Raw genomic sequence first — 20,588 nt, 5'->3', positions numbered from 1 at the left:
ACGGGGGGCTAGCACATGACTATCAAGAGAGGCCTGACTCATATTGGCCTGACTGGACCTGATATCGAAGCGGGAGTGGGACAGAATTCTTTTGAAAGTCGTCGTCCCTCTCCCAACTCGCTTTGCTTGTAGAATTTCTTAGTGAAATTCTCTTTGCTGGGGCCCCGACTCCCAACTTGCTTTGCTTGTAGAATTTCTTAGTGAAATTCTCTTTGTTGGGGCCCCGCCCGCAAGGATGACTAGAACTGAAAAAGCTTGATTTAAGCGCCTTTTCAGTTCAGTCAGCTACTGCGAATTTGCAAAATAGCACCATCATATTATTTATGCCCCACTCTCTTTGATTATGTTTGCTTTCGTTTAATTGTTAGTAAAATTAAAATCATGCATATATATCCAGCGATGGATATCACTGATGCTTCATAACCAAATTGATTACCTGTGATTGCTATGTTATTTGTATGTAGAACATATTGCCATAGGCTATACTGGCTTTCCTTTTCAGTGATGAATACAATTTGGGATAAATTCCAGCAAAAATGTAATGTAATGCTTGCCCAAATGGTATTGAATGTATAAGTTGCTAAACCAAACATAATACCTACTAATGAACCACTAATTAATAATAAGAAGAAACTAGTTACATTTAGTCCACCGTTTAACAAATGAATGGCACCAAAAAAGATTGCCGTGGAAATAATGGCAACGTTGATATTCGTCTTCTTCTCAACATACCCCATCAAGAAACCTCTGCATACCATTTCTTCAACGATTGCGCCACCAATGGCTGTTACAAAGATAGACCAGAAAAACGTGTGCAATGTATCATTCAAAGTACTAAAATGATGTACGATGAAATCACCTGGTACAAAGATGAAATATACCGCATAAACTGCTACTGGTAAGCCTATACCTAATACCATATAAATGATATTAAATTTAGGTTTAGTGATGCGATATGCTTTCAAATTATCTTTAAACACACGCATGATGAATAATCGAACAACGAGAAATGCAAAGATAACGTATAATAACCCTTGTAGAATAGCGCCTATACCTAAAAATGGAATTAAGTCACTAAAGATGGATGCAATGCCTTGCGATATGCTCATGATTAGTAGTGCTAGAATAAACATACCTATAACCTTTAATAATTTCATGATGATACCTCTATTTTCTTATAATCATCTTTATATTAGCACAATGTTAATGGCATAAAATACGAGTCGAACAAACCTGTTGTCCAACTCGCATACAAAATATTATTTTTTCTCTACTACTTTAGAAATATATGTTGATGGTTTATCTTTATCGAAAATTGTTAATCCGGTAATATCTTTCGCATTTTTAGCTGGTACAACCAGACTTACTAAGTAGCCAAAGACGAAGGCCACGACGAAAGAAATAATTGATACATAGAATGGTGAGTTTCCGCCTCCGACACCATTGAGTAAGTATGCGATCACTACGCCTGTAACTAAACCTACTAAGACGCCAAATGTGTTGGCACGCTTCGTAAAGATACCTACTGCAAAGATACCAGCCAGTGGGACACCAAATAATCCAGTGATTAATAAGAATAAATCCCATAAGTTATTTGAATCAGCAGCAATTAAGTATATTGAAATGCCATAACTTAATAAGCCTGCCACAACAATGACTAATCGTGCGAAGTTAACTTCTGCTTTGTCTGCCCCTTTTCCAAAGAAGCGATGTTTAATATCTTCCGAAATACATGCTGAAATTGAGTTCAAGCTTGAAGAAATCGTTGATTGTGCAGCTGCAAATATAGCAGCAATCAATAACCCACCTACTAATGGTGGCATTTCAGTTAGAATAAAGTACGGCACGATTGATGATGTATTGAATCCTTTAGGTAAGACTTGTTCATGTTGATAGAATGAATACATCATTGTTCCCATACCATAGAAGATAGGTGCAGAGATTAACGCTAATACACCATTGGTCCATAATGATTTCTTCGTTTCGTCCATTGAATCTGATGCTTGATAACGTTGAACAACATCTTGACTCGCAGTATATTGGTGTAAGTTGTTAAAGATATTTCCAAGGAAAATGATTGGAATCGCAGCCGCTGCTGAATTCAATTTCCAGTTATCTGCACTAATAATTTTCTTGTTGGCGATTGCGTCACTGACAATAGTGCCGAAACCACCTTTGATTTCAAAAGCACCGATGATAATAATCAATAATGCCCCGCCAAGTAAGATAACGCCTTGAATAAAGTCACTCCATACAACACCCTCGAATCCACCTAAAAACGTATAAAGAATACATAAAATTCCTACTAAACTAGCTACGATATATGGATTCATATCAGATACTGCTGTAATGGCTAGTGTCGGTAAATAAATTACGATAGCGATGCGTCCCAAATGAAAGATAACAAATAATAATGATCCAATGACACGAATACTTGGACCAAATCGTGCTTCTAAATATTCGTACGCTGATGTAACACGTAACTTTTTAAAGAATGGTACATAAAAAGCAATTAAAATTGGAATAATTGCGACAATCGCAATATTACCAGCTATGTATGCCCAATCCGTTAAAAATGCTTTTTCTGGTGTAGACATAAAGGTAATGGCACTTAATGTTGTCGCATAAATCGAGAAACCGATGGCCCATGAAGGTAAGCGACCACTTGCCGTGAAGAAACTATCCGTATCTTTACCAGCTCTTTTAGTAAAGTATGCTCCAATTAATAACATAATGACTAGATAACCAATAACAGCTACCCAATTCCATGCCCCAAAACCTACTTGATGCATAATCAACACCCCTTGTGCTTCATATTCTGTTGTTAAATCGTCTCAGTTTGCTTATAAATCATATTGCTTAATTAAAGTGTCTAATGCGTCACGATGTGTTTCATCAAATGGTTTGAATGGACGTTTAGGTAAGCCACCATCGATACCACGAGACTTTAATATTTCTTTTAATGTTGGATAAATGCCCATACCTAATACTGTTTCAATGATGTCATTTGAATCGTGTTGTATTTGATAGGCTTCAGCAATTTTACCTTCACGTGCTAAATCAAAAATTTGTCGTGCACGGCGACCATTCACATTGTATGTAGAACCAATCGCCCCATCGACACCTGAAATTGTGGCTTGAACTAACATTTCATCAAATCCTGATAATATGAGTTTATTAGGAAATGCTTTACGAATTCGTTCCAACAAGAAGAAATTAGGTGCAGTGTATTTCACGCCTACAACTTTTTCATGATTAAATAGCTCGCCAAATTGTTCAATACTAATATTGACACCTGTTAAATCAGGGATTGCATAAATAATCATATTGTTTTGCGTTGCTTCGATAATATCGAAATAGTATTGCTTAATTTCTTCAAATGAGAATGGATAATAGAATGGTGTCACTGCTGATAATGCATCATAACCAAGTTCTGTTGCGTATTTCCCAAGTTCAATCGCTTCATTTAAATCTAATGAGCCAATTTGGGCGATTAAGTTCACATCGTCTCCAACCGTTTCTTTCACAACTCTAAAGATTTGTTTCTTTTGTTCTTTACTAATTAAGAAATTTTCTCCGGAACTACCATTCACATATAAGCCATCAAGTTTTTCAGTTTCAATCGCATTTTTGGCGATTTGTTTGAGTCCTTCTTCTTTGACTTGACCATGTTCATCAAATGGTACAAGTAATGCGGCATATAAACCTTTTAATTTATCTTCCATGTCACGTTCCTCCAAACCAATTTTTATTCAAATTCATTTTTATAAACTTTGAGATAAATTCAATTACAATAAATTTCTATTTACACTTCGAATTGTAAACGCTATCATTTTCTTAAACAACTACTTTTGAAAAGATTTAACAAAATATTCTAAAATTAGTGAAAATATTTTTCAAAAGAAGGGATGACGCTTACTTCGATTTGAAGTGTCGTTATAATAAAGACGAATAAGGAGGTACCTCAATGTATAAAATAGCTGTAGATATAGGTGGAACAAATATTAAAGTAGCAGTCATTAATGATGATTTAGAAATGATTGATTATCAAAAGATTAAAACGCCAGACAATATAAATGTACATATAGTAGATAAAGCGTATGAATTGGTAGAAGGGTTTATGAGCCAATATCAACTTAACAATCCATTTATTGGTATTTCAAGTGCTGGCGTCGTTGATTCGGATTTAGGTCAGATTATTTATACCGGTCCGACCATTCCAAATTACGATGGTACGCAATTCTTCGAGGTCTTTAAAGATTTATCGTCTGATATCGCTGTCTATAATGATGTGGATGCTGCATTATTAGGGGAACTCAAACTCCACCATTATGAAGAGGACAATATTTTTTGTTTAACTTTAGGCACTGGTATTGGGGGTGCATTTTATAATTCAACGCTTGGTATATATCAAGGGTCACGTCATCGCGCTAATGAGATTGGTTATTTACTGTATCGACAAGAAGATGGTAAAACATTCGAGCAACGTGCCTCAACTTCTGCACTTAAAGCCCTAATGACGGTACATCAGTTTGAACACGGCACCGACGTACCTAAGTTATTTGATTTAGCTGAAAAGGATCATCAAGATGCCATTCACATTCTTGATCAATGGAGTCATTATGTTGCTGAAGGTATCGCACAAATTCAAATTATGTATGATCCAAGCCTCATTCTGATAGGTGGTGGGATTTCATCTCAAGGTAACACATTACTTAAATACATCGAACCTAAAATCCACCACTATCTACCTTCTGATTACGGCATTGCTAAGTTACAAACCACTCAAACAGAAAACCATGCCGCATTATTTGGTGCAATCACTCAACTATAAGGCTATAGCGTTAGGGGAGCGGGACAGAATTCTTTTGAATTCGTCGTCCCACGCCCCCTTTTTCATTCTTTCTCATCACCTAAAATAACATGCCGCGTTTGTTGATACACGTGATGCATATGTGTGTCATTAAGTAGTATATAGCTGACTAAATCTAATAAAAAATGTGTCGCGATTTGTGAATTAATAAATTTCGAATCATTGTTGCTGGATTGCGCAGTCGTAATTAATACTAAATCTGCATTCTTAGTGAGCGTACTTCCTTCAAAGTTAGTTATCACAACCACATAGGCACCTTGTTTTTGTGCAATCTTCGCAGCTTCAATTAACTCTAACGTTTCACCACTATTTGAAATAGCGACAAACATATCTCTCGATGACAATAGCGATGCAGAAATCTTCATTTGATGTGCATCTGTCGACACAGATCCTTTAATACCCATGCGCATCGTTCGATAATAAAATTCACTTGCCGTTAATCCTGAACTTCCTAATCCCGCGAAATTGACTTGGCGACATGTCTTCAAATTATGTGCTAAACGCTTAATCTTTTCCTCGGAAATAAATTCACCCGTTTGTTGAATAATATTTTGATGATAACGATGAATCAGTTGAACAAGTGGCGCATTTTCAACTACTTTTTCTGATTTTTCATGTTGCAAATTAAATTTCATATCTTGAAAGTTGGCATAGTTCAATTTCCCACTAAATCTTGTGATTGTAGCTGGTGATGTCCCTATGGCATAGGCTAAAGAATTAATAGTTGAGAAATTTTCATCAAGTTCATGTGTTTGTATGTAGTCGATGATTTTTTTATCCATTTTCGTTAACAAATGACGGCTTCGCTGAATACGATTTTCAAATTTCATTACATCACCTCGTAATTAAGTTAGTTAAACTGTAGTATATTTGAAAATATTTTTCAAATGTGGTTTATAAATTGATAAATATTTTCTTAATGTTATGATATGAATGAATAAACGAATCAATTACAATGCTATTTCTATTTACAATTTTGAAAAGACGGAGCGTGTTTAAAAATGTTACCAAACGGATTAATCGTGTCATGTCAGGCGTTACCTGACGAACCATTGCACTCATCATTTATCATGTCAAAAATGGCGCTTGCCGCTTATCAAGGTGGTGCGGTTGGTATTCGTGCTAATACGAAAGAAGATATTTTAGCGATTCGAGAAGAAGTATCACTACCGGTTATCGGAATTGTAAAACGAGATTATGAAGGTTCAAATGTATTTATTACCGCAACTTCTAAAGAGGTTGACGAATTAATCGAAAGTGGTTGCGAGGTAATCGCTTTAGATGCCACTACCCAATCGCGTCCTAAGGAGTCACTTGAGGCATTAGTTCATTACATTCGAGAGAAAGCACCCCATGTTGAAATTATGGCTGATATTTCAACTGTCGAAGAAGCCATTAATGCAGATCAGTTAAACTTTGATTACATTGGCACAACATTACGTGGGTATACGTCTTATACAAAGGGACACATTCTCTTTGAAAATGATTTTGAATTCTTGAAAGAAGTATTGCAAAAGGTTAATGCCAAAGTGATTGCTGAAGGAAATGTCATTACCCCTGAAATGTATAAAAAGGTAAGCGATTTAGGCGTACATTGCACGGTTGTTGGCGGTGCAATTACACGTCCTAAACAAATCACTGAACGTTTTATAGAAGCTGTCCAACAGAAATAACATCTTAATTTGGAGGCATAAATCATGAAAATAACAAACTTAGTAGACAAAAAACTGGCGAGTGATTATGTTGCCATTGAACTATTGAAACTGACTAAAGACAAACCTGATGCGATATTGGGCCTTGCTACTGGTGGCACGATGACGGATGTCTATCCCCGCTTTTCAGAATTGCTATCAGCCAATCATGTTGATTTAGCAAATGTTCAAACGTTCAATTTAGATGAATATGTAGGTTTAGAACCTTCGCATGCTCAAAGTTATCATACGTATATGCATCAATTATTATTTGATCACAATGATAGTTGGAATGAAGATCACATTCATATCCCTCAAGGGCATGTTGATCATTTAGAGGAGGAAGCACGACGTTACGAAGCGCGCTTAAAGCAAATAGGTCAACCAGACATCCAATTATTAGGTATTGGTGAAAATGGCCATATCGGTTTTAATGAGCCAGGCACATCCTTTGAAAGTGAAACACGTGTCGTTGATTTAACCGAATCAACAATTAATGCCAACAGTGTGCATTTTGATCATATTGATGATGTACCTAAACAAGCTGTATCAATGGGATTAAATTCCATCATGCGTGCGAAACGAATCATACTCTTAGCATTTGGTGAACGTAAACGTGATGCGATTCATCAATTATTAAACAGTGAACCAACTGAGTCATTACCTGCATCGATCCTACATCAACATCCTAATGTAGAAATCATTGTTGATGACACGATTTTCAAACAGTTATAAATGCTTAACACAAATAAGACAAGAGACAGAAAGTGAATTGGCTATCAATCCACTTTCTGTCTCTTTATTTTTATGAGTGCTTAAATAATTTTAAAATTAAATACATAATAATGCTGATAATCGCAATAATTGAGAAAGTAATTAAGAATATTAACTCTGTTTGATGGAATTCAAACGCTAAAGTAAAATGATTAAAACTTTTGAATGTGCTATATACAATAAAATTAAGTACGATTACTGCAAGTAATGCAATAATTGATAGCCATGTTAACCAACTAAAGAAATGTTTAGCATTTGGGAATCTAAAATCATTATTCATGTATGGACACCTCTTTTCCGTCGCCTGTGTTTCGTATCAAAACATTTACTACATATATACACTTGTGTGCATATTTTTAAACGCGGAAAAGAAATAATCACAATTGAATACATTTTTTAATATTGATGTACAACGCCCGATTTGATTGTTTTGTCAATACGAATCGTATCATCTACCACTACGATATCCGCATCTTTGCCGATTGCTAAGCTACCTTTATGCGCATCGATGTTCAATGCAATGGCTTGATTCAAGCTTGTCACACGCCATAAGTTTTCTAATGAATCGTGTGTATAATGAATTAAATTATGCAAACCGTCATTCATTTTAAGAATACTACCTGCTAAGGCACCACTTGCTAGGCGGGCTTCTTTACCTTTAACGATAACATTCTGTCCACCCAAATCATATTCCCCATCTTCCATGCCTTTCGCACGCATAGCATCAGTAATGAGATACATATGTTCATTTCCTTTTTGCTTATATGCAATATGCACAGCAGCCGGATGTGAATGAATACCATCCACGATAATTTCAGTATTTAATTGATCATTCGTCCACGCTGCACCAAAGACACCAGGATTGCGATGTTCAAATGGTGTAGCTGCATTATATAGATGTGTGACGTGCTTAGCACCATGTTCCACCGCTTCATTCGCTTCATCAAATGTGGCTACCGTATGCCCCATTGAGAAGATAATATCATCATGTAATTGATTAAGCGTATCATGGGCACCTTCAACTTCTGGTGCAAATGTAATAATTTTGATTTGATGATTAGCCACATCTTGAAAATGCTGAATTTTCGACGCTGATGGACGTTGCACATATTTAGGATTTTGTGCCCCAACTTTATGTTCTGAAATAAATGGTCCTTCTAAATGAATGCCGCCTACTTCCGCTGCTTCTCCTTGTTGTTGATCTGCTTGATATGCCACGATATTTTTCAATGCCTTTTCAATGTTGGCATCCGATTGTGTCATCGTTGTTGCTAAGAATGTAGTTGTGCCCTCTGATAACAATTGTTCCGCCAAATGTTTCAATCCATCGTAAGACGCATCCATGGCATCCTCACCATAGCCGCCATGAATATGAATATCAATGAACCCAGGCAATACATTTTGACCTTTCACATCTATTTGTTCTAATTCGCCAGTATACGTTCCTTGCTGAATATCACTGATTTTGCCATCTTCTACTACAAGATATCCATTTTCAATAACTTGTTGTTCTGTGTAAATTTTACCGTTCGTAATGACATAGTTTGTCGACATGATATACCTTCTTTTCTATTGAATTCTTCAAATTTTCATCTCAATTATAGCATTTCATTAGATAGTATTTAGCCAATTTTCTCTTTTGGAAAAAGTTTTCAAAACAGCGAAGTATGACATATGAATCGTTATATTTCAAAAAAAATGAATTTTGAAAATATTTACTATTATCGGTATACTCAAAATAAATAAAATATAAAGGATGACTTAATTGAACAATGAATGACAAGCGACAGAAAAACAATTATTTAGTATACACGGTATCCGTGGCCATCATTATACTTATAACTGCAATGGCTGGCTTCTTTCCTAAAGCTTTTGGAAATCATGCACAACATATTTATGACTTTATTTCTAATTCATTTGGTTGGTTATTTTTACTTATCATATTCATTTTAGACATCTTTTTAATCTCTTTAGCAATCTCTCGTTATGGCCGCTTCAAATTAGGGCGTGATGATGAAGAACCAGAATTTTCATTCTTATCATGGTTAGGTATGTTATTTTCGGCTGGACTTGGTGTTGGTATCGTATTCTGGGGTGTTGCTGAACCACTCACACATTATCTCCATTCACCTTTTCCAAAAGACGTGCCGAATGCATCGGCAGAATCTGCTCGTGTAGCTATGGGTTATACTTTCTTCCATTGGGGCATTTCACAATGGTCTATATTCGCCATGGCGGGACTGATCGTGGCGTATTTTCAATTTCGTAAAAAGCGAGACGGGTTAATTTCTACAGCAATGGAACCTGTCTTCGGACAAGCTTATAAACGTCCATTTCGAAATATCATTGATATCTTAGCAATTATAGCTACAGTCATGGGTATCGCCACTTCTATCGGTCTTGGAATTATGCAAATTAGTGGTGGTCTTAACCATGTCTTTCATGTACCCAACAATAACGTTACAAAAATAGCTATCACAGTACTCATGGTGTGTATATTCTTAGGTTCTGCGGTAACTGGATTAAATCGTGGCGTGAAATGGCTAAGCAACATCAATATTATTTTAGGTGCAATCTTATTATTATTTATGCTGATTGTTGGGGATTTAAAATTCATCTTTGAATCCTACACGCTAGCCATTGGCGATTATATCAGACATTTTGTTGAATATAGTTTGCGTATCAATCCCTATTCTGGTAATAATGCATGGATTCAACAATGGACCGTCTTTTACTGGGCATGGGTCATCTCATGGTCACCATTTATCGGTGGTTTCGTTGCTCGTGTATCTCGTGGACGTACCATTCGTGAGTTTATTATGTGTGTCTTAATCGTACCGCCACTCATTTCATTTGTATGGATTGCTGGCTTTGGTGGTATGGCAGTGAAAGTTGCTATGGGTGGCGATAATATTGCGCAATTAGTTGATAAAGATTATACAGTTGCATTATTTGAATTATTATCGAAATTCCCATTGGCTGATATAACGAGCATTCTTGCCGTCGTCTTAATATTTTTACTCATAGTGACAAGCGCCGACTCAACGACACATATTGTTGCTGGCATGGCAACGGGAGGTAGTGAGAATCCTAAGGTTAAGCACAAAGTGGTTTTGGGATTACTCATTGGTGCAATCTCGGTAGCAATGACGATTGCAGGTGGGTTAACAAGCTTACAAACTGCCTCTGTTGTAACAGGATTACCGTTCTCTATCATTCTATTATTAATGACGCTCTCAATTATGCGCGCACTCCGCAGAGAACATACGAAGCACTTCCAAATGTCTTATATCAATGATGACAAAGACTATTCTATCCCATTGGAACAACGTGAACAGCTTAATCAGTCTAATGAAAAGGAACAAGATAAGGAACAGAACAATGAAGAAGAATAACAATATGAATCTGTACTTTAATTTACTGCCTTTAATTGGACTAATCATAAGTATATTTTTATTCATACTATATTTTGTTATTTATCATGTAGATGATAATTGGGTTATTGTAAGTTTATATTGTTTATTACCACTATTTGTGAATAGTTCGATCACTTTAGCATACAAGCTTTTTAATAAATAGCGCATATACCACTCTTGTCATATGTGTAATTTTAAAATATTGTAGTAATAAGGACTTTTATCATTAAGGGGAAACAAGGGGGATTTATAATGAATTACAAACAAGCATCACCTGACGTCTTGCGCCAATTAATTCGAGATGGAGAACTTGTCGGTCACACAAGTGGTATGGCTGAGGGCTACATTCAAGCAAATGTAGTCATATTGCCATCGAAATACGCTTATGATTTTTTAAAATTTTGTTTTCGAAATCCTAAGACGTGTCCACTATTAGATGTCTCGGAAGTTGGTGCACATTCGTTTCCATATTATGGACGTAATGCAGATATACGCTCTGAAGTTCCGAAGTATCGTATTTATGAACATGGCCAGTTGATTAAAGAAGTCGATGATATCACTGACCTTTATACCGAAGATATGGTTAGCTTTCTAATTGGGTGTAGTTTCACCTTCGAACATGCCATGTTGGAAGCTGGCTTACCTGTTCGACACATTGAAGAAGGTCATAACGTCCCAATGTATCGTACTAACATCCCTGCCGAATCAAGTGGCTATTTTAAAGGTAACATTACAGTTAGTATGCGTCCGATGACTATGACTCAAGCGATTAAGGCAACAGAAATTACTTCACATTTTAAGAATGTCCATGGCACGCCAATCCATATTGGCACACCAGAAGAACTGGGTATCACGGATATTAATAAGCCTGATTATGGAGAGGCTGTCACGATCAAACCAAATGAAGTCCCTGTCTTCTGGGGGTGTGGCGTGACACCACAGTCCGTTGCGCTTGATGCCAAACCAGAGTTAATGATTACACACTCACCCGGACACATGTTTATTACAGATATTAAAGATAGCGAATTAAATGATTAAATTTAAAAAGGAGATATTCAGCTAAACGTTTTGCTGAGATATCTCCTTTTATGTATGCTTATCCAATGTGTATTAACAGTTGATACATAAGTGTCCCGGCATAGTTCCCAATGACATAACCTAATGTGCCTATAATTAATATTGGACCAACAAGCCCTTGCCATCCTTTACTAATTGCTAATGCTGCTGCCGTCGTTGGACCACCTGCTGTCGCATTACTCGCTAACAATATTTCTTCAATCTTGAAATTAAATAATTTCCCTACAATTAAACTTAAACCTAAATTGAAAATTAAAATAATCATCACAAAGACAAATAACAATGGCGCCGTCTATATAATCGTCATAAATGAAGCCGGCGTTCCGATAACGACAAAGAATATATAAATAATGAACGTCCCAATTTCTGAAGAACCGGCTAATTTATCAAAGAAATCTCCCCAAATAGCCACCGCTAATAACGTCAGTGTCGTCAATAACAAATACTGATCGCCAAAGAAAGAAACTAGTATCGTTAGTATGACATTAGACTGCGGTATCACATGTTGAATGACCTCAGATAATTTAAAACTGATTGCCACTAATGCCACAGCAATCGCTATCGAAAGTGCAATATCTAACAGTTGAATTTGCTTCGGTTTCCAATAAGATTGTTGCGTTTCTGGTGTTGACGCCGTTTGGTAATCCGTCTTGAACCATTTCTTTATAATAGGCAATGACGGTATGGCAATTAATAACATAAAGTACAGCGCCATCACACTATTATCCGCTACAACTGTAGATGAAATCATATCACTCGGTGTTTTAAATTTGGTACTTAAAGCCGCAAAGTTTACACCACCACCGATATAGCTACCTGTCATCATCGCGCCAATCTTAGCTAAGTATGGAATCCATTGATGCAGTACAATAAATCCTACTGTGGTTCCCATTAATGTCCCAACAGACGCAATTAAGAAAATATATAATAATCGACGACTTTCTTTCCAAATCTTTAAAATGTTCGAACTGAACAATAATAAAGGAATTGAAATAGGTACGGCATAATCCCACACCGTATCATACACCAGTGATTCAGTTGGAATCACTTTAAAATTAGATAATACCATCGCACCTACCAAGGCTATAATGGCTCCTGAAATCGTGCTCGCCCATTGATATTTTTGTTCTAAGACAATACTGACTGTCGCCCAAACAATAATAATTGCCCACAATATCCATGTATCATCTTTCGCGATCAACGTCCCTATAGTTAACATGATGTCATCCCCTTTCTTTGAATAACATTTTATCCCATACACATCTAAAATTCGATAGCCTATACGTTTTTTTAACTTAATATTTAATTGATAATTATTATCAATTAAATACAAAAACACTCTGTACATTACTTAAAAATAAGTCTATTCTATGTATGAAAATGTTCGAAAGTTGGAAAGAAGGTTTCGAGATGAATCACTCTGTTAAATATAAGAAATTTATATTACCCCTTGTCATCGGCATACTTATCGCTGTGCTTGCCCCCTTCAGACCCGAATCACTCAGTCTGGATGCATGGTTAATGTTTGCTATATTTGTAGGTACCATCATCGGTTGTATCACACAACCTATGCCGATTGGTGCCGTATCGATCATAGGGTTCACGCTAACCGTGTTAGTTGGCGTTATCGATACAAAGACTGCTGTTCAAGGTTTCGGTAATCCTAGTATTTGGTTGATTGCAATGGCATTCTTTATCTCTAGAGGGTTTGTTAAGACTGGACTAGGTCGACGTATCGCACTTCAGTTTGTCAGACTATTTGGTAAAAAGACACTTGGTCTGGCATACTCACTGGTCGGTGTAGATTTAATATTAGCGCCAGCAACACCTAGTAATACTGCCCGTGCTGGTGGTATTATGTTCCCAATCATTCAGTCACTATCAAAATCATTTGGTTCTGACCCGAAACAAGGCACCGAACGTAAGGTGGGCTCATTTTTAATCTTTACCGAATTTCACGGCAACCTTATTACTGCAGCCATGTTCTTAACAGCAATGGCCGGTAACCCACTCGCTCAAAATTTAGCAGAGAAAACTGCACATGTTCACGTAACTTGGATGAACTGGTTCTTAGCAGGAGTTGTACCTGGAATTGTGTCACTGATTGTCATACCTTACATTATTTATAAACTATATCCACCAACAGTGAAAGAGACACCGGATGCGAAACATTGGGCTGAAAATGAATTAGCTGATATGGGGTCAATTGATAAAGCTGAAAAATTCATGATTGGTGTATTTATTATCGCCTTACTACTTTGGGTAGTAGGTAGCTTTATTGGTGTAGACGCAACATTAACTGCATTTATTGCATTATCTTTATTGCTTATCACAGGTGTATTAGATTGGAAAGATATCTTAAATGAAACGGGTGCTTGGAATACATTAGTTTGGTTCTCAGTGCTAGTTATGATGGCAGATCAACTCAATCAATTAGGCTTTATTCCATGGTTAAGTCATACCATCGCAACAAGCTTAGGTGGACTCAGTTGGCCAGTCGTTCTTGTAATACTCATTATCTTTTACTTCTATTCACATTACCTATTTGCCAGTTCAACCGCTCACGTCAGTGCGATGTACGCTGCATTGCTTGGCGTAGCCGTTGCCGCAGGTGCACCACCATTATTCAGTGCATTAATGCTTGGCTTCTTTGGAAATTTAATGGCCTCTACAACACACTACAGTAGCGGTCCAGCACCTATCCTTTATGCCTCTGGTTACGTCACTCAGAAACGTTGGTGGTTGATGAACCTAGCATTAGGCGTTGTGTACTTTGTCATCTGGCTCGGTTTAGGTTCACTATGGATGAAATTGATAGGATTGATGTAACTGTATTAAGGAGAGAAACAGTGCATTCTGTTTCCCTCCTTTTTTGTTCTTTATTCCTTTATATTTATCTCTTCCTTAGTCAATACTATTGAACAAATAAAGACTTTTACTTACATATCTTTTCTGTTGCCAAATATTTCAATGCGTATTATAATTTATAAAAATATTATATTATAATAAAAGGAGATGATACTATGATTCCTGAAGAAAGAAGTTCATATACTTTAACTGAAGAAGAAGCTATCATATTTGCAACTGCAAAGTTTAAGCCTTTTCATAACCGACTTGAAGAAGATACACCACAACCAAATCCATTTAAAAAACTAGTAGAAAATGAAAAAGATAAACCATCAACTTTGTAATATCTTTGAACTTACTAACTATGAGATGGAAGATGAATTTCTTCTCAAACTTATCCGACGAAATATAAGTAAATTTAAAACTTCTTCAAACCCTTCTATTGCATCTTACTTGCAAGACAAAGCTCTTTCTTTAAATAAACAAAATTCAATCCGCACGTATTTAATAATTGATTCCGATACTTCAGAACTCATCGGATATTTTTGTTTAAAAATAGTCATCATAAAATTTGAAATTAATGTAAGTAAAAATATTAAAAAGAAAATTTCTTCTGATGCTATGAAAAACAATGAATTTCCATCTTTATTAATTACGAAACTCGCTAGAAACGACCAATATAAAGGTTTAGTTTCAGGGAAAACAATTTTAAAATATGCATTCTCAATAGCTTATGATATTTATAAAAAAACTGCATTGAAACATGTTTGCGTTGACTGGTACGATCATTTCAAACTAGATAAATTTTATTGTGAAGATTGTCGCTTTAAAATATTTCAATATAAAGTTACTGATAAAGGTAAACTTGTTTCGGCCTTCTATAAATTTGAGTAATCGAAAAAATTCATTTCATATGATCTCCACCAATAAGCTATATCTTTTTCTTTCTCCTCTTGCATGAAATATACAACTTGTTTATGTTTAAAATAAATGATGCTTCTTGTAATTCTTTAAAAGTAGGTGAGCAGTATGTATACACATAAAATTGGGCATGTCTTATCACCAAAATTAAAAAACATTGTTGATGTAGACGATCCTAACAAACAGTTAGGAAGCATTAAACGTTTTGAAGTATATGGCTATGAATATCTATTTATTGAGGATATGCGTCTTTTTTTCAAAGCAAGATGGTGTATTTTTGACAATAAACAACGCTTAGTATTCAAAGGGCGTCGCAAATTTCCATTTATCACTAAAAATTATATCGTTAATTATTTTGAAACGGAACCGCAAGTAACGCATGATATAACCATCCACCAAAAATTATTTCCCGAGAAAACAGATTGTCCTTATTTTTATTTTAATGATGAATGTTATACGTTACGTTATGATTTCTTTGAATGGAGTACAATTGTAAACGAAGATACTGGTAGTACAATAGCAAGTTGGAAGTTAATAAGAGAACCAAATAAGCAAGTATATTTTGAGTTATTAGATCCCACTATGGCGCAACATCAATTATTATTTTTAGGTATCTTCAATACTATTTTTGAATATTAATGATTTTATGTTTTAATGTTAAAAACCACACGTTTTTACCTTAAAATTCAAAACGTGTGGTTTATGTCTATGATTCAGTCATTATTATTTTCTTTTTCTCTAAGCTTGCCTAAATTAACTATGCCTATAGTAAGTGGTGCATATAAAAACATTAATGCATATGCCACATTAACACCCATTAGAAAATGGAATATACAGAATGCCAATATGCCTACTACAATAAGTAAAATGTTATGCCAACGTTTATCTCCAAATGATGATTGTTTAGATGACATGTTATTTCATCCTTTTCTAAATGTTCTTCTCTTCTATCGTAGCAAATTTCAAACGTATTCTAAACTACCCATCAATCTCAAATCCTAAATCTTCAATCATTTGATAGTCGAGTTCGTTTGGTTGTCCGCCTGTAATCAAATAATCACCTACAAAGATGGAATTGGCTGCTTTTAATGCGATGGCTTGGAGTGATCGTAAATTCACTTCTCGACCACCGGCAATACGAATTTCTTTAGAGGGATTAATAAGCCGAAACATCGCGATAATTCTTAAACATTTCATTGGCGATAATAAATCGAGTCCGCCGAATTTTGTTCCTTTAATTGGGTGTAGAAAATTAATTGGAATACTATCAGCATCAATTTCTCTCAACGCAAATGCCATATCGATAATATCCTCGTTCGTCTCACCCATGCCACAAATCACACCTGAACACGGCGAGATGTGATTCGCTTTCATGATTTCAACCGTACGTACACGATCTTCATATGTATGTGTCGTTACAACCTCGCTATGATAACGTTCACTTGTATTTAAATTATGATTATAGCGATCCACGCCCGCTTCTTTTAACTTCTCCGCTTGCGCTTCATTTGTTAGTCCTAAGCAGGCACAAATTTTAAGTTGTGGATGCAACGCTTTAATATCATGAACCGTCTCACAGATATGATCAACCTCTCTATTTGTAGGACCACGCCCACTCATCACGATACAGTATGTACCAATATGGTTATCTGTCGCTACTTGTGCACCTGCTTTAATTTTTTCTGGTTCCACTAAGGCGTATCGTTGTTTGTCTTTCATTTTCACAGATTGACCGCAATAACCACAGTCTTCTGAACAAATTCCACTTTTCGCATTAAGTATCATATTGAGTTTCACTTTTTTCCCGAAAAAGTGTTTCCGAATGATATATGCTTCATTTAATAATTCAAATGTATCAATCGTTTGATCTTCAAATAATGCTAACGCCTCATCCTTACTTAAAACATCTTGATTTAAAATACGTTCTGCCAAATTTAATCTCATGTTGTTAAACCCCTTACTTTAAAAAATCCCGCTAAACTCTAAATGTAAACTTTATATAATGATAAGTTTACATTAACAACGTGAAAAATTAAATATTTAGCTGGAAATTAACCAAAACAAAAGGCTGGAACGTATTAAAACATCCCAACCTATATCAACATATTCTTGTTCTATTCATCATTGTAGGGCAATGCAACAAAATCTTTTAACACATTAGATTTCTGCCTTGCGCCCTATTCTTCATCATAATTTTTCTCTAATTTACGCAGTTCATCGCGTGTTTTCTTCTGCAAACCTTCACCGTAATCCATCATTTGTACAATATCTTTAAAGGCAGCATGTGGAATGGCTAGTTCATCTAACTCATCTGGATGTATATGTAAGTCAATGGCGTCTTCACGTCCTTCTGCCAATTTGCGCACGAAATCTGGTTCTGTGACAAATGGTGAAGACATGCCAACCATATCAGCGTTACTTAAAGCATCTAGTGCCGTCTCAGGCGAATTAATACCGCCGCTTGCAATGAGTGGTATACGACCATTTAAATGTTCATATACGACTTGATTAACGCGTCGTCCATAATGTGCGCCAGGTGTACGTGTCTTATTCTGATAAATATTACGCCCCCAACTTGCGATAGCCAGGTAATGAATATTGGCGACGTCCATAACCCAATCGATATGTTGATTAAATTCATCGACGGTATAGCCTAAGTCACTACCTCTTGTTTCTTCAGGTGTTGCTCTATAGCCGAAGATGAAATCACTTGGTGCTTCATCATCAATCACTTTCTGTACTGCTTGCATGACCTCTAAGCCAAAGCGTGTTCGATTCTCTAATGAATCAACACCATACTGGTCATGACGCTGATTAGAGAATGTTGAGAAGAATGTTTGTAATAATAAACGTTGTGCGACTGAAATCTCAACACCATCAAATCCTGCTTGGATCGCACGAGATGTCGCATCTGCATATTGTTGTGTAACTTCATGAATTTTATCAACTGACATCTCTAACACGTTGTGTTTAATTGGTGAATGCAAGGTCATTGGACTGGGACCATACACTTCCCCATAATTCATAATTGCAGTATTTGAGAATCTTCCAGCATGTGCAAGTTGAATAATCGCTTTATTGCCACCTTGTTTCATCGCTTGCGCAACTTTTCTAAGTCCAGGAATACAAGCATCATCAGAGATATTAAAGCCGTATTCAAACAATTGTCCATATGGCTCAATATATGCTGCGCCAGTTACTTGCAATCCTGCTGAACTTGCGCGTCGTTTCGCATAACGTAAATCTTCTTCTGTGATATGTCCTTCTTTCGTAGATGAGTTCGTCGTCATTGGCGAAAGGACAAATCGATTGGCTAATGTAATGCCATTAGATAATGTAATGGGTTCTAGCAATGGTGCGTACTTCGACATTTTATGACATCCTCTTTCGTTCATTTTTGTATTATTTTCAAAGTATCATGCTTTATGACAATACACAATCGACTTGTTTGTGAACGATTTTTTGGCCCCTTTTCGGGAAAAGAAAATAGCAGTAGAACATTTGTGTGACGTATAAACTAAATTACTACAAAAATTCTTTAAACACGTTAAAATGGTGGTGGGTATTATAATAAGGGACTAAACAATTAAGCTTTGGAGATGAGCACCAAGTGGATTTCAATATATTAGATTATGCCATGATTGATGAAGGTAAGGATGCGACACAAGCATTACAAGATACAACAAGACTTGCTAAACGCGCTGATGAACTAGGTTATAAACGTTTCTGGTTAACGGAACATCATGATGTACCAGCGTTTGCGAGTGGTAGTCCTGAACTCTTAATGATGCATTTGTTAGGGGAAACGAAACGCATTAAATTGGGGTCTGGCGGGGTCATGTTACCGCACTATAGCCCGTTTAAAGTGGCCGAAAATTTCAAAATGTTAGAGGCACTCCACCCTGGTCGGGTTGACTTGGGTATCGGCAATAATCCAGGTACAGCGGTGGTTAAACGCGCAATGGACGAGGACAAACGTGATTATCTTGATTATGCACAAAGTATTGAAGATATTCGCCATTACTTGACGCAAGCACCAGAAGCCCAACGCGTAGGACAGGTCATTAGTCAGCCTCAGCTATCTCGTCATCCTGATATGTGGCTCTTAAGCGCAAGTCAACGTTCAGCTAAATTAGCTGCTACACAGGGCATGGGCTACACATTAGGGACATTCTTATTACCAAACCAGGATAAGATTGATGCAGCTAAAGCGTCTGTCGAAACGTATCGCGAACATTTTCAAACGACTGCGTTAAACATGTCACCCACAGTCATGTTAACCACATTTGTCATCGTTACGGATACTGAAGAAGAGGCACAAGACTTATTACATGCACTTGACGTGTGGTTATTAGGCAAACAACAATTTGCTGAGTTTGATCGCTTCCCTTCTATTGAAACAGCTAGACAATATAAATTAAGTGACCGTGATAAACGCGTTATCGCTCAACACCGTTCACGAATTCTAGCCGGAACAATAGCACAAGTGAAACCCCGCTTGGATACAATGATCCAAGAATTTAAGGCGGATGAAGTCTTAGTTGTACCACTATTACCAGGCATCGACCAACGATGTCGTACAATCGAACGCATAGCACAAGCGTATTTATAAATAAAGAAAGGATGATATGTAATGGCTAAATTAGCTAATTATTTATATGTAGAAAAAGTAGGTAACCAATATATTTATCGTATGACACCTGAATTACAAGATGATGTAGGTACTGTAGGTTATGTCGAATTTATGGGCGCAGACGATGTTAATGTTAATGATGAAATCGTCAGCATCGAAGCATCTAAAACTGTATTAGATGTGCAATCTCCACTTGCAGGTAAAATCGTTGAACGTAATACGAAAGCAGAAGATGAACCAGCTATTTTAAATTCAGAAAAACCAGAAGAAAATTGGTTAGTTAAATTAGAAAATGTAGATGAAGCAGCATACGACGCATTACCAGATCCAGATGAGGACTAAATGCAGTGAATCAA

20 protein-coding genes and 1 pseudogene are annotated in these 20,588 nt (G+C 36.3%); 11 read left to right on the top strand and 10 right to left on the bottom strand.

The annotated features are described in order from the left end of the window. Positions 1 to 341 precede the first annotated feature (341 nt). The 3 genes from JVV30_RS06995 to JVV30_RS06985 all read right to left on the bottom strand — a co-directional run bounded on the left by JVV30_RS06995 (position 342) and on the right by JVV30_RS06985 (position 3,725). On the bottom strand, positions 342 to 1,157 hold the full coding sequence (locus tag JVV30_RS06995; protein ID WP_204193873.1) for a CPBP family intramembrane glutamic endopeptidase: 816 nt from the start codon (positions 1,155 to 1,157) through the stop codon (positions 342 to 344). 102 nt (positions 1,158 to 1,259) lie between these two features. After that, positions 1,260 to 2,792, bottom strand: coding sequence for a sodium:solute symporter family protein (locus tag JVV30_RS06990; protein WP_204193871.1), 1,533 nt, complete (start codon positions 2,790 to 2,792; stop codon positions 1,260 to 1,262). 51 nt (positions 2,793 to 2,843) lie between these two features. After that, the gene (locus tag JVV30_RS06985; RefSeq protein ID WP_053030062.1) at positions 2,844 to 3,725 is read right to left on the bottom strand and encodes an N-acetylneuraminate lyase; all 882 of its coding nucleotides are present in this window, start codon (positions 3,723 to 3,725) and stop codon (positions 2,844 to 2,846) included. Between the two features lie 242 nt (positions 3,726 to 3,967). Between JVV30_RS06985 and JVV30_RS06980 the strand changes: the two genes are divergently transcribed. Then, positions 3,968 to 4,834, top strand: coding sequence for an ROK family protein (locus JVV30_RS06980; protein WP_204193869.1), 867 nt, complete (start codon positions 3,968 to 3,970; stop codon positions 4,832 to 4,834). Between the two features lie 62 nt (positions 4,835 to 4,896). Here JVV30_RS06980 and JVV30_RS06975 read toward each other — a convergent pair whose 3' ends face one another. After that, positions 4,897 to 5,703 (bottom strand): MurR/RpiR family transcriptional regulator, encoded by an 807-nt coding sequence (locus tag JVV30_RS06975; protein WP_053030064.1) that lies wholly within the window; start codon positions 5,701 to 5,703, stop codon positions 4,897 to 4,899. Between the two features lie 171 nt (positions 5,704 to 5,874). On the opposite strand from JVV30_RS06975, the gene JVV30_RS06970 reads away from it, so the two are divergent. Both JVV30_RS06970 and nagB read left to right on the top strand, forming a co-directional pair. After that, positions 5,875 to 6,546, top strand: coding sequence for an N-acetylmannosamine-6-phosphate 2-epimerase (locus JVV30_RS06970; RefSeq protein ID WP_204193867.1), 672 nt, complete (start codon positions 5,875 to 5,877; stop codon positions 6,544 to 6,546). 24 nt (positions 6,547 to 6,570) lie between these two features. Further along, positions 6,571 to 7,299 (top strand): glucosamine-6-phosphate deaminase, encoded by a 729-nt coding sequence (nagB, locus tag JVV30_RS06965; protein WP_053030066.1) that lies wholly within the window; start codon positions 6,571 to 6,573, stop codon positions 7,297 to 7,299. A 70-nt stretch (positions 7,300 to 7,369) separates the two neighbouring features. Here nagB and JVV30_RS06960 read toward each other — a convergent pair whose 3' ends face one another. Continuing rightward, positions 7,370 to 7,618: a hypothetical protein gene (locus tag JVV30_RS06960; protein WP_053030067.1), complete on the bottom strand. Its 249-nt coding sequence runs from the start codon at positions 7,616 to 7,618 to the stop codon at positions 7,370 to 7,372. A 116-nt stretch (positions 7,619 to 7,734) separates the two neighbouring features. Continuing rightward, positions 7,735 to 8,892, bottom strand: a complete 1,158-nt coding sequence (gene nagA, locus JVV30_RS06955; RefSeq protein WP_053030068.1) for an N-acetylglucosamine-6-phosphate deacetylase — start codon at positions 8,890 to 8,892, stop codon at positions 7,735 to 7,737. Between the two features lie 218 nt (positions 8,893 to 9,110). On the opposite strand from nagA, the gene JVV30_RS06950 reads away from it, so the two are divergent. Beyond that, the gene (locus tag JVV30_RS06950) at positions 9,111 to 10,733 is read left to right on the top strand and encodes a BCCT family transporter (protein WP_204193865.1); all 1,623 of its coding nucleotides are present in this window, start codon (positions 9,111 to 9,113) and stop codon (positions 10,731 to 10,733) included. A 273-nt stretch (positions 10,734 to 11,006) separates the two neighbouring features. Next, positions 11,007 to 11,792, top strand: coding sequence for a putative hydro-lyase (locus JVV30_RS06945; RefSeq protein WP_204193863.1), 786 nt, complete (start codon positions 11,007 to 11,009; stop codon positions 11,790 to 11,792). A 58-nt stretch (positions 11,793 to 11,850) separates the two neighbouring features. Here the strand turns inward: JVV30_RS06945 and JVV30_RS06940 are convergent. Continuing rightward, positions 11,851 to 13,050 (bottom strand): annotated as a pseudogene (locus JVV30_RS06940) (DUF819 family protein). Between the two features lie 191 nt (positions 13,051 to 13,241). Between JVV30_RS06940 and JVV30_RS06935 the strand changes: the two are divergent. From JVV30_RS06935 to JVV30_RS06920, 4 genes are all read left to right on the top strand, one after another. Beyond that, positions 13,242 to 14,660: an anion permease gene (locus tag JVV30_RS06935; protein WP_204193898.1), complete on the top strand. Its 1,419-nt coding sequence runs from the start codon at positions 13,242 to 13,244 to the stop codon at positions 14,658 to 14,660. A gap of 194 nt (positions 14,661 to 14,854) precedes the next feature. Beyond that, positions 14,855 to 15,022, top strand: coding sequence for a hypothetical protein (locus tag JVV30_RS06930; protein WP_174841330.1), 168 nt, complete (start codon positions 14,855 to 14,857; stop codon positions 15,020 to 15,022). A 25-nt stretch (positions 15,023 to 15,047) separates the two neighbouring features. Continuing rightward, positions 15,048 to 15,572: a hypothetical protein gene (locus JVV30_RS13270; protein ID WP_239469334.1), complete on the top strand. Its 525-nt coding sequence runs from the start codon at positions 15,048 to 15,050 to the stop codon at positions 15,570 to 15,572. A 135-nt stretch (positions 15,573 to 15,707) separates the two neighbouring features. Next, positions 15,708 to 16,238, top strand: a complete 531-nt coding sequence (locus JVV30_RS06920; RefSeq protein WP_204193861.1) for a tubby C-terminal domain-like protein — start codon at positions 15,708 to 15,710, stop codon at positions 16,236 to 16,238. Positions 16,239 to 16,312: 74 nt separating this feature from the next. On the opposite strand, the gene JVV30_RS06915 is transcribed toward JVV30_RS06920, so the two are convergent. The 3 genes from JVV30_RS06915 to JVV30_RS06905 all read right to left on the bottom strand — a co-directional run bounded on the left by JVV30_RS06915 (position 16,313) and on the right by JVV30_RS06905 (position 18,970). After that, complete coding sequence (locus JVV30_RS06915; protein WP_204193859.1) at positions 16,313 to 16,513, bottom strand: hypothetical protein; 201 nt, start codon at positions 16,511 to 16,513, stop codon at positions 16,313 to 16,315. A gap of 64 nt (positions 16,514 to 16,577) precedes the next feature. Next, a complete protein-coding gene (gene bioB / locus JVV30_RS06910; RefSeq protein WP_204193857.1) occupies positions 16,578 to 17,543 on the bottom strand; it encodes a biotin synthase BioB in 966 nt (321 codons plus the stop codon). Positions 17,544 to 17,776: 233 nt separating this feature from the next. Continuing rightward, positions 17,777 to 18,970 (bottom strand): NADH-dependent flavin oxidoreductase, encoded by a 1,194-nt coding sequence (locus JVV30_RS06905; protein WP_204193856.1) that lies wholly within the window; start codon positions 18,968 to 18,970, stop codon positions 17,777 to 17,779. Positions 18,971 to 19,209: 239 nt separating this feature from the next. On the opposite strand from JVV30_RS06905, the gene JVV30_RS06900 reads away from it, so the two are divergent. Both JVV30_RS06900 and JVV30_RS06895 read left to right on the top strand, forming a co-directional pair. After that, a complete protein-coding gene (locus JVV30_RS06900) occupies positions 19,210 to 20,211 on the top strand; it encodes an MsnO8 family LLM class oxidoreductase (RefSeq protein WP_204193855.1) in 1,002 nt (333 codons plus the stop codon). A 21-nt stretch (positions 20,212 to 20,232) separates the two neighbouring features. Further along, positions 20,233 to 20,574, top strand: a complete 342-nt coding sequence (locus tag JVV30_RS06895) for a glycine cleavage system H family protein (protein WP_053030078.1) — start codon at positions 20,233 to 20,235, stop codon at positions 20,572 to 20,574. Positions 20,575 to 20,588 lie beyond the last annotated feature (14 nt).

The organism is Staphylococcus sp. GDY8P47P (genome assembly GCF_016892225.1).
In the GTDB taxonomy this organism is placed as follows: domain Bacteria; phylum Bacillota; class Bacilli; order Staphylococcales; family Staphylococcaceae; genus Staphylococcus; species Staphylococcus borealis.
This window is presented reverse-complemented; position numbering and strand designations above follow the sequence as displayed.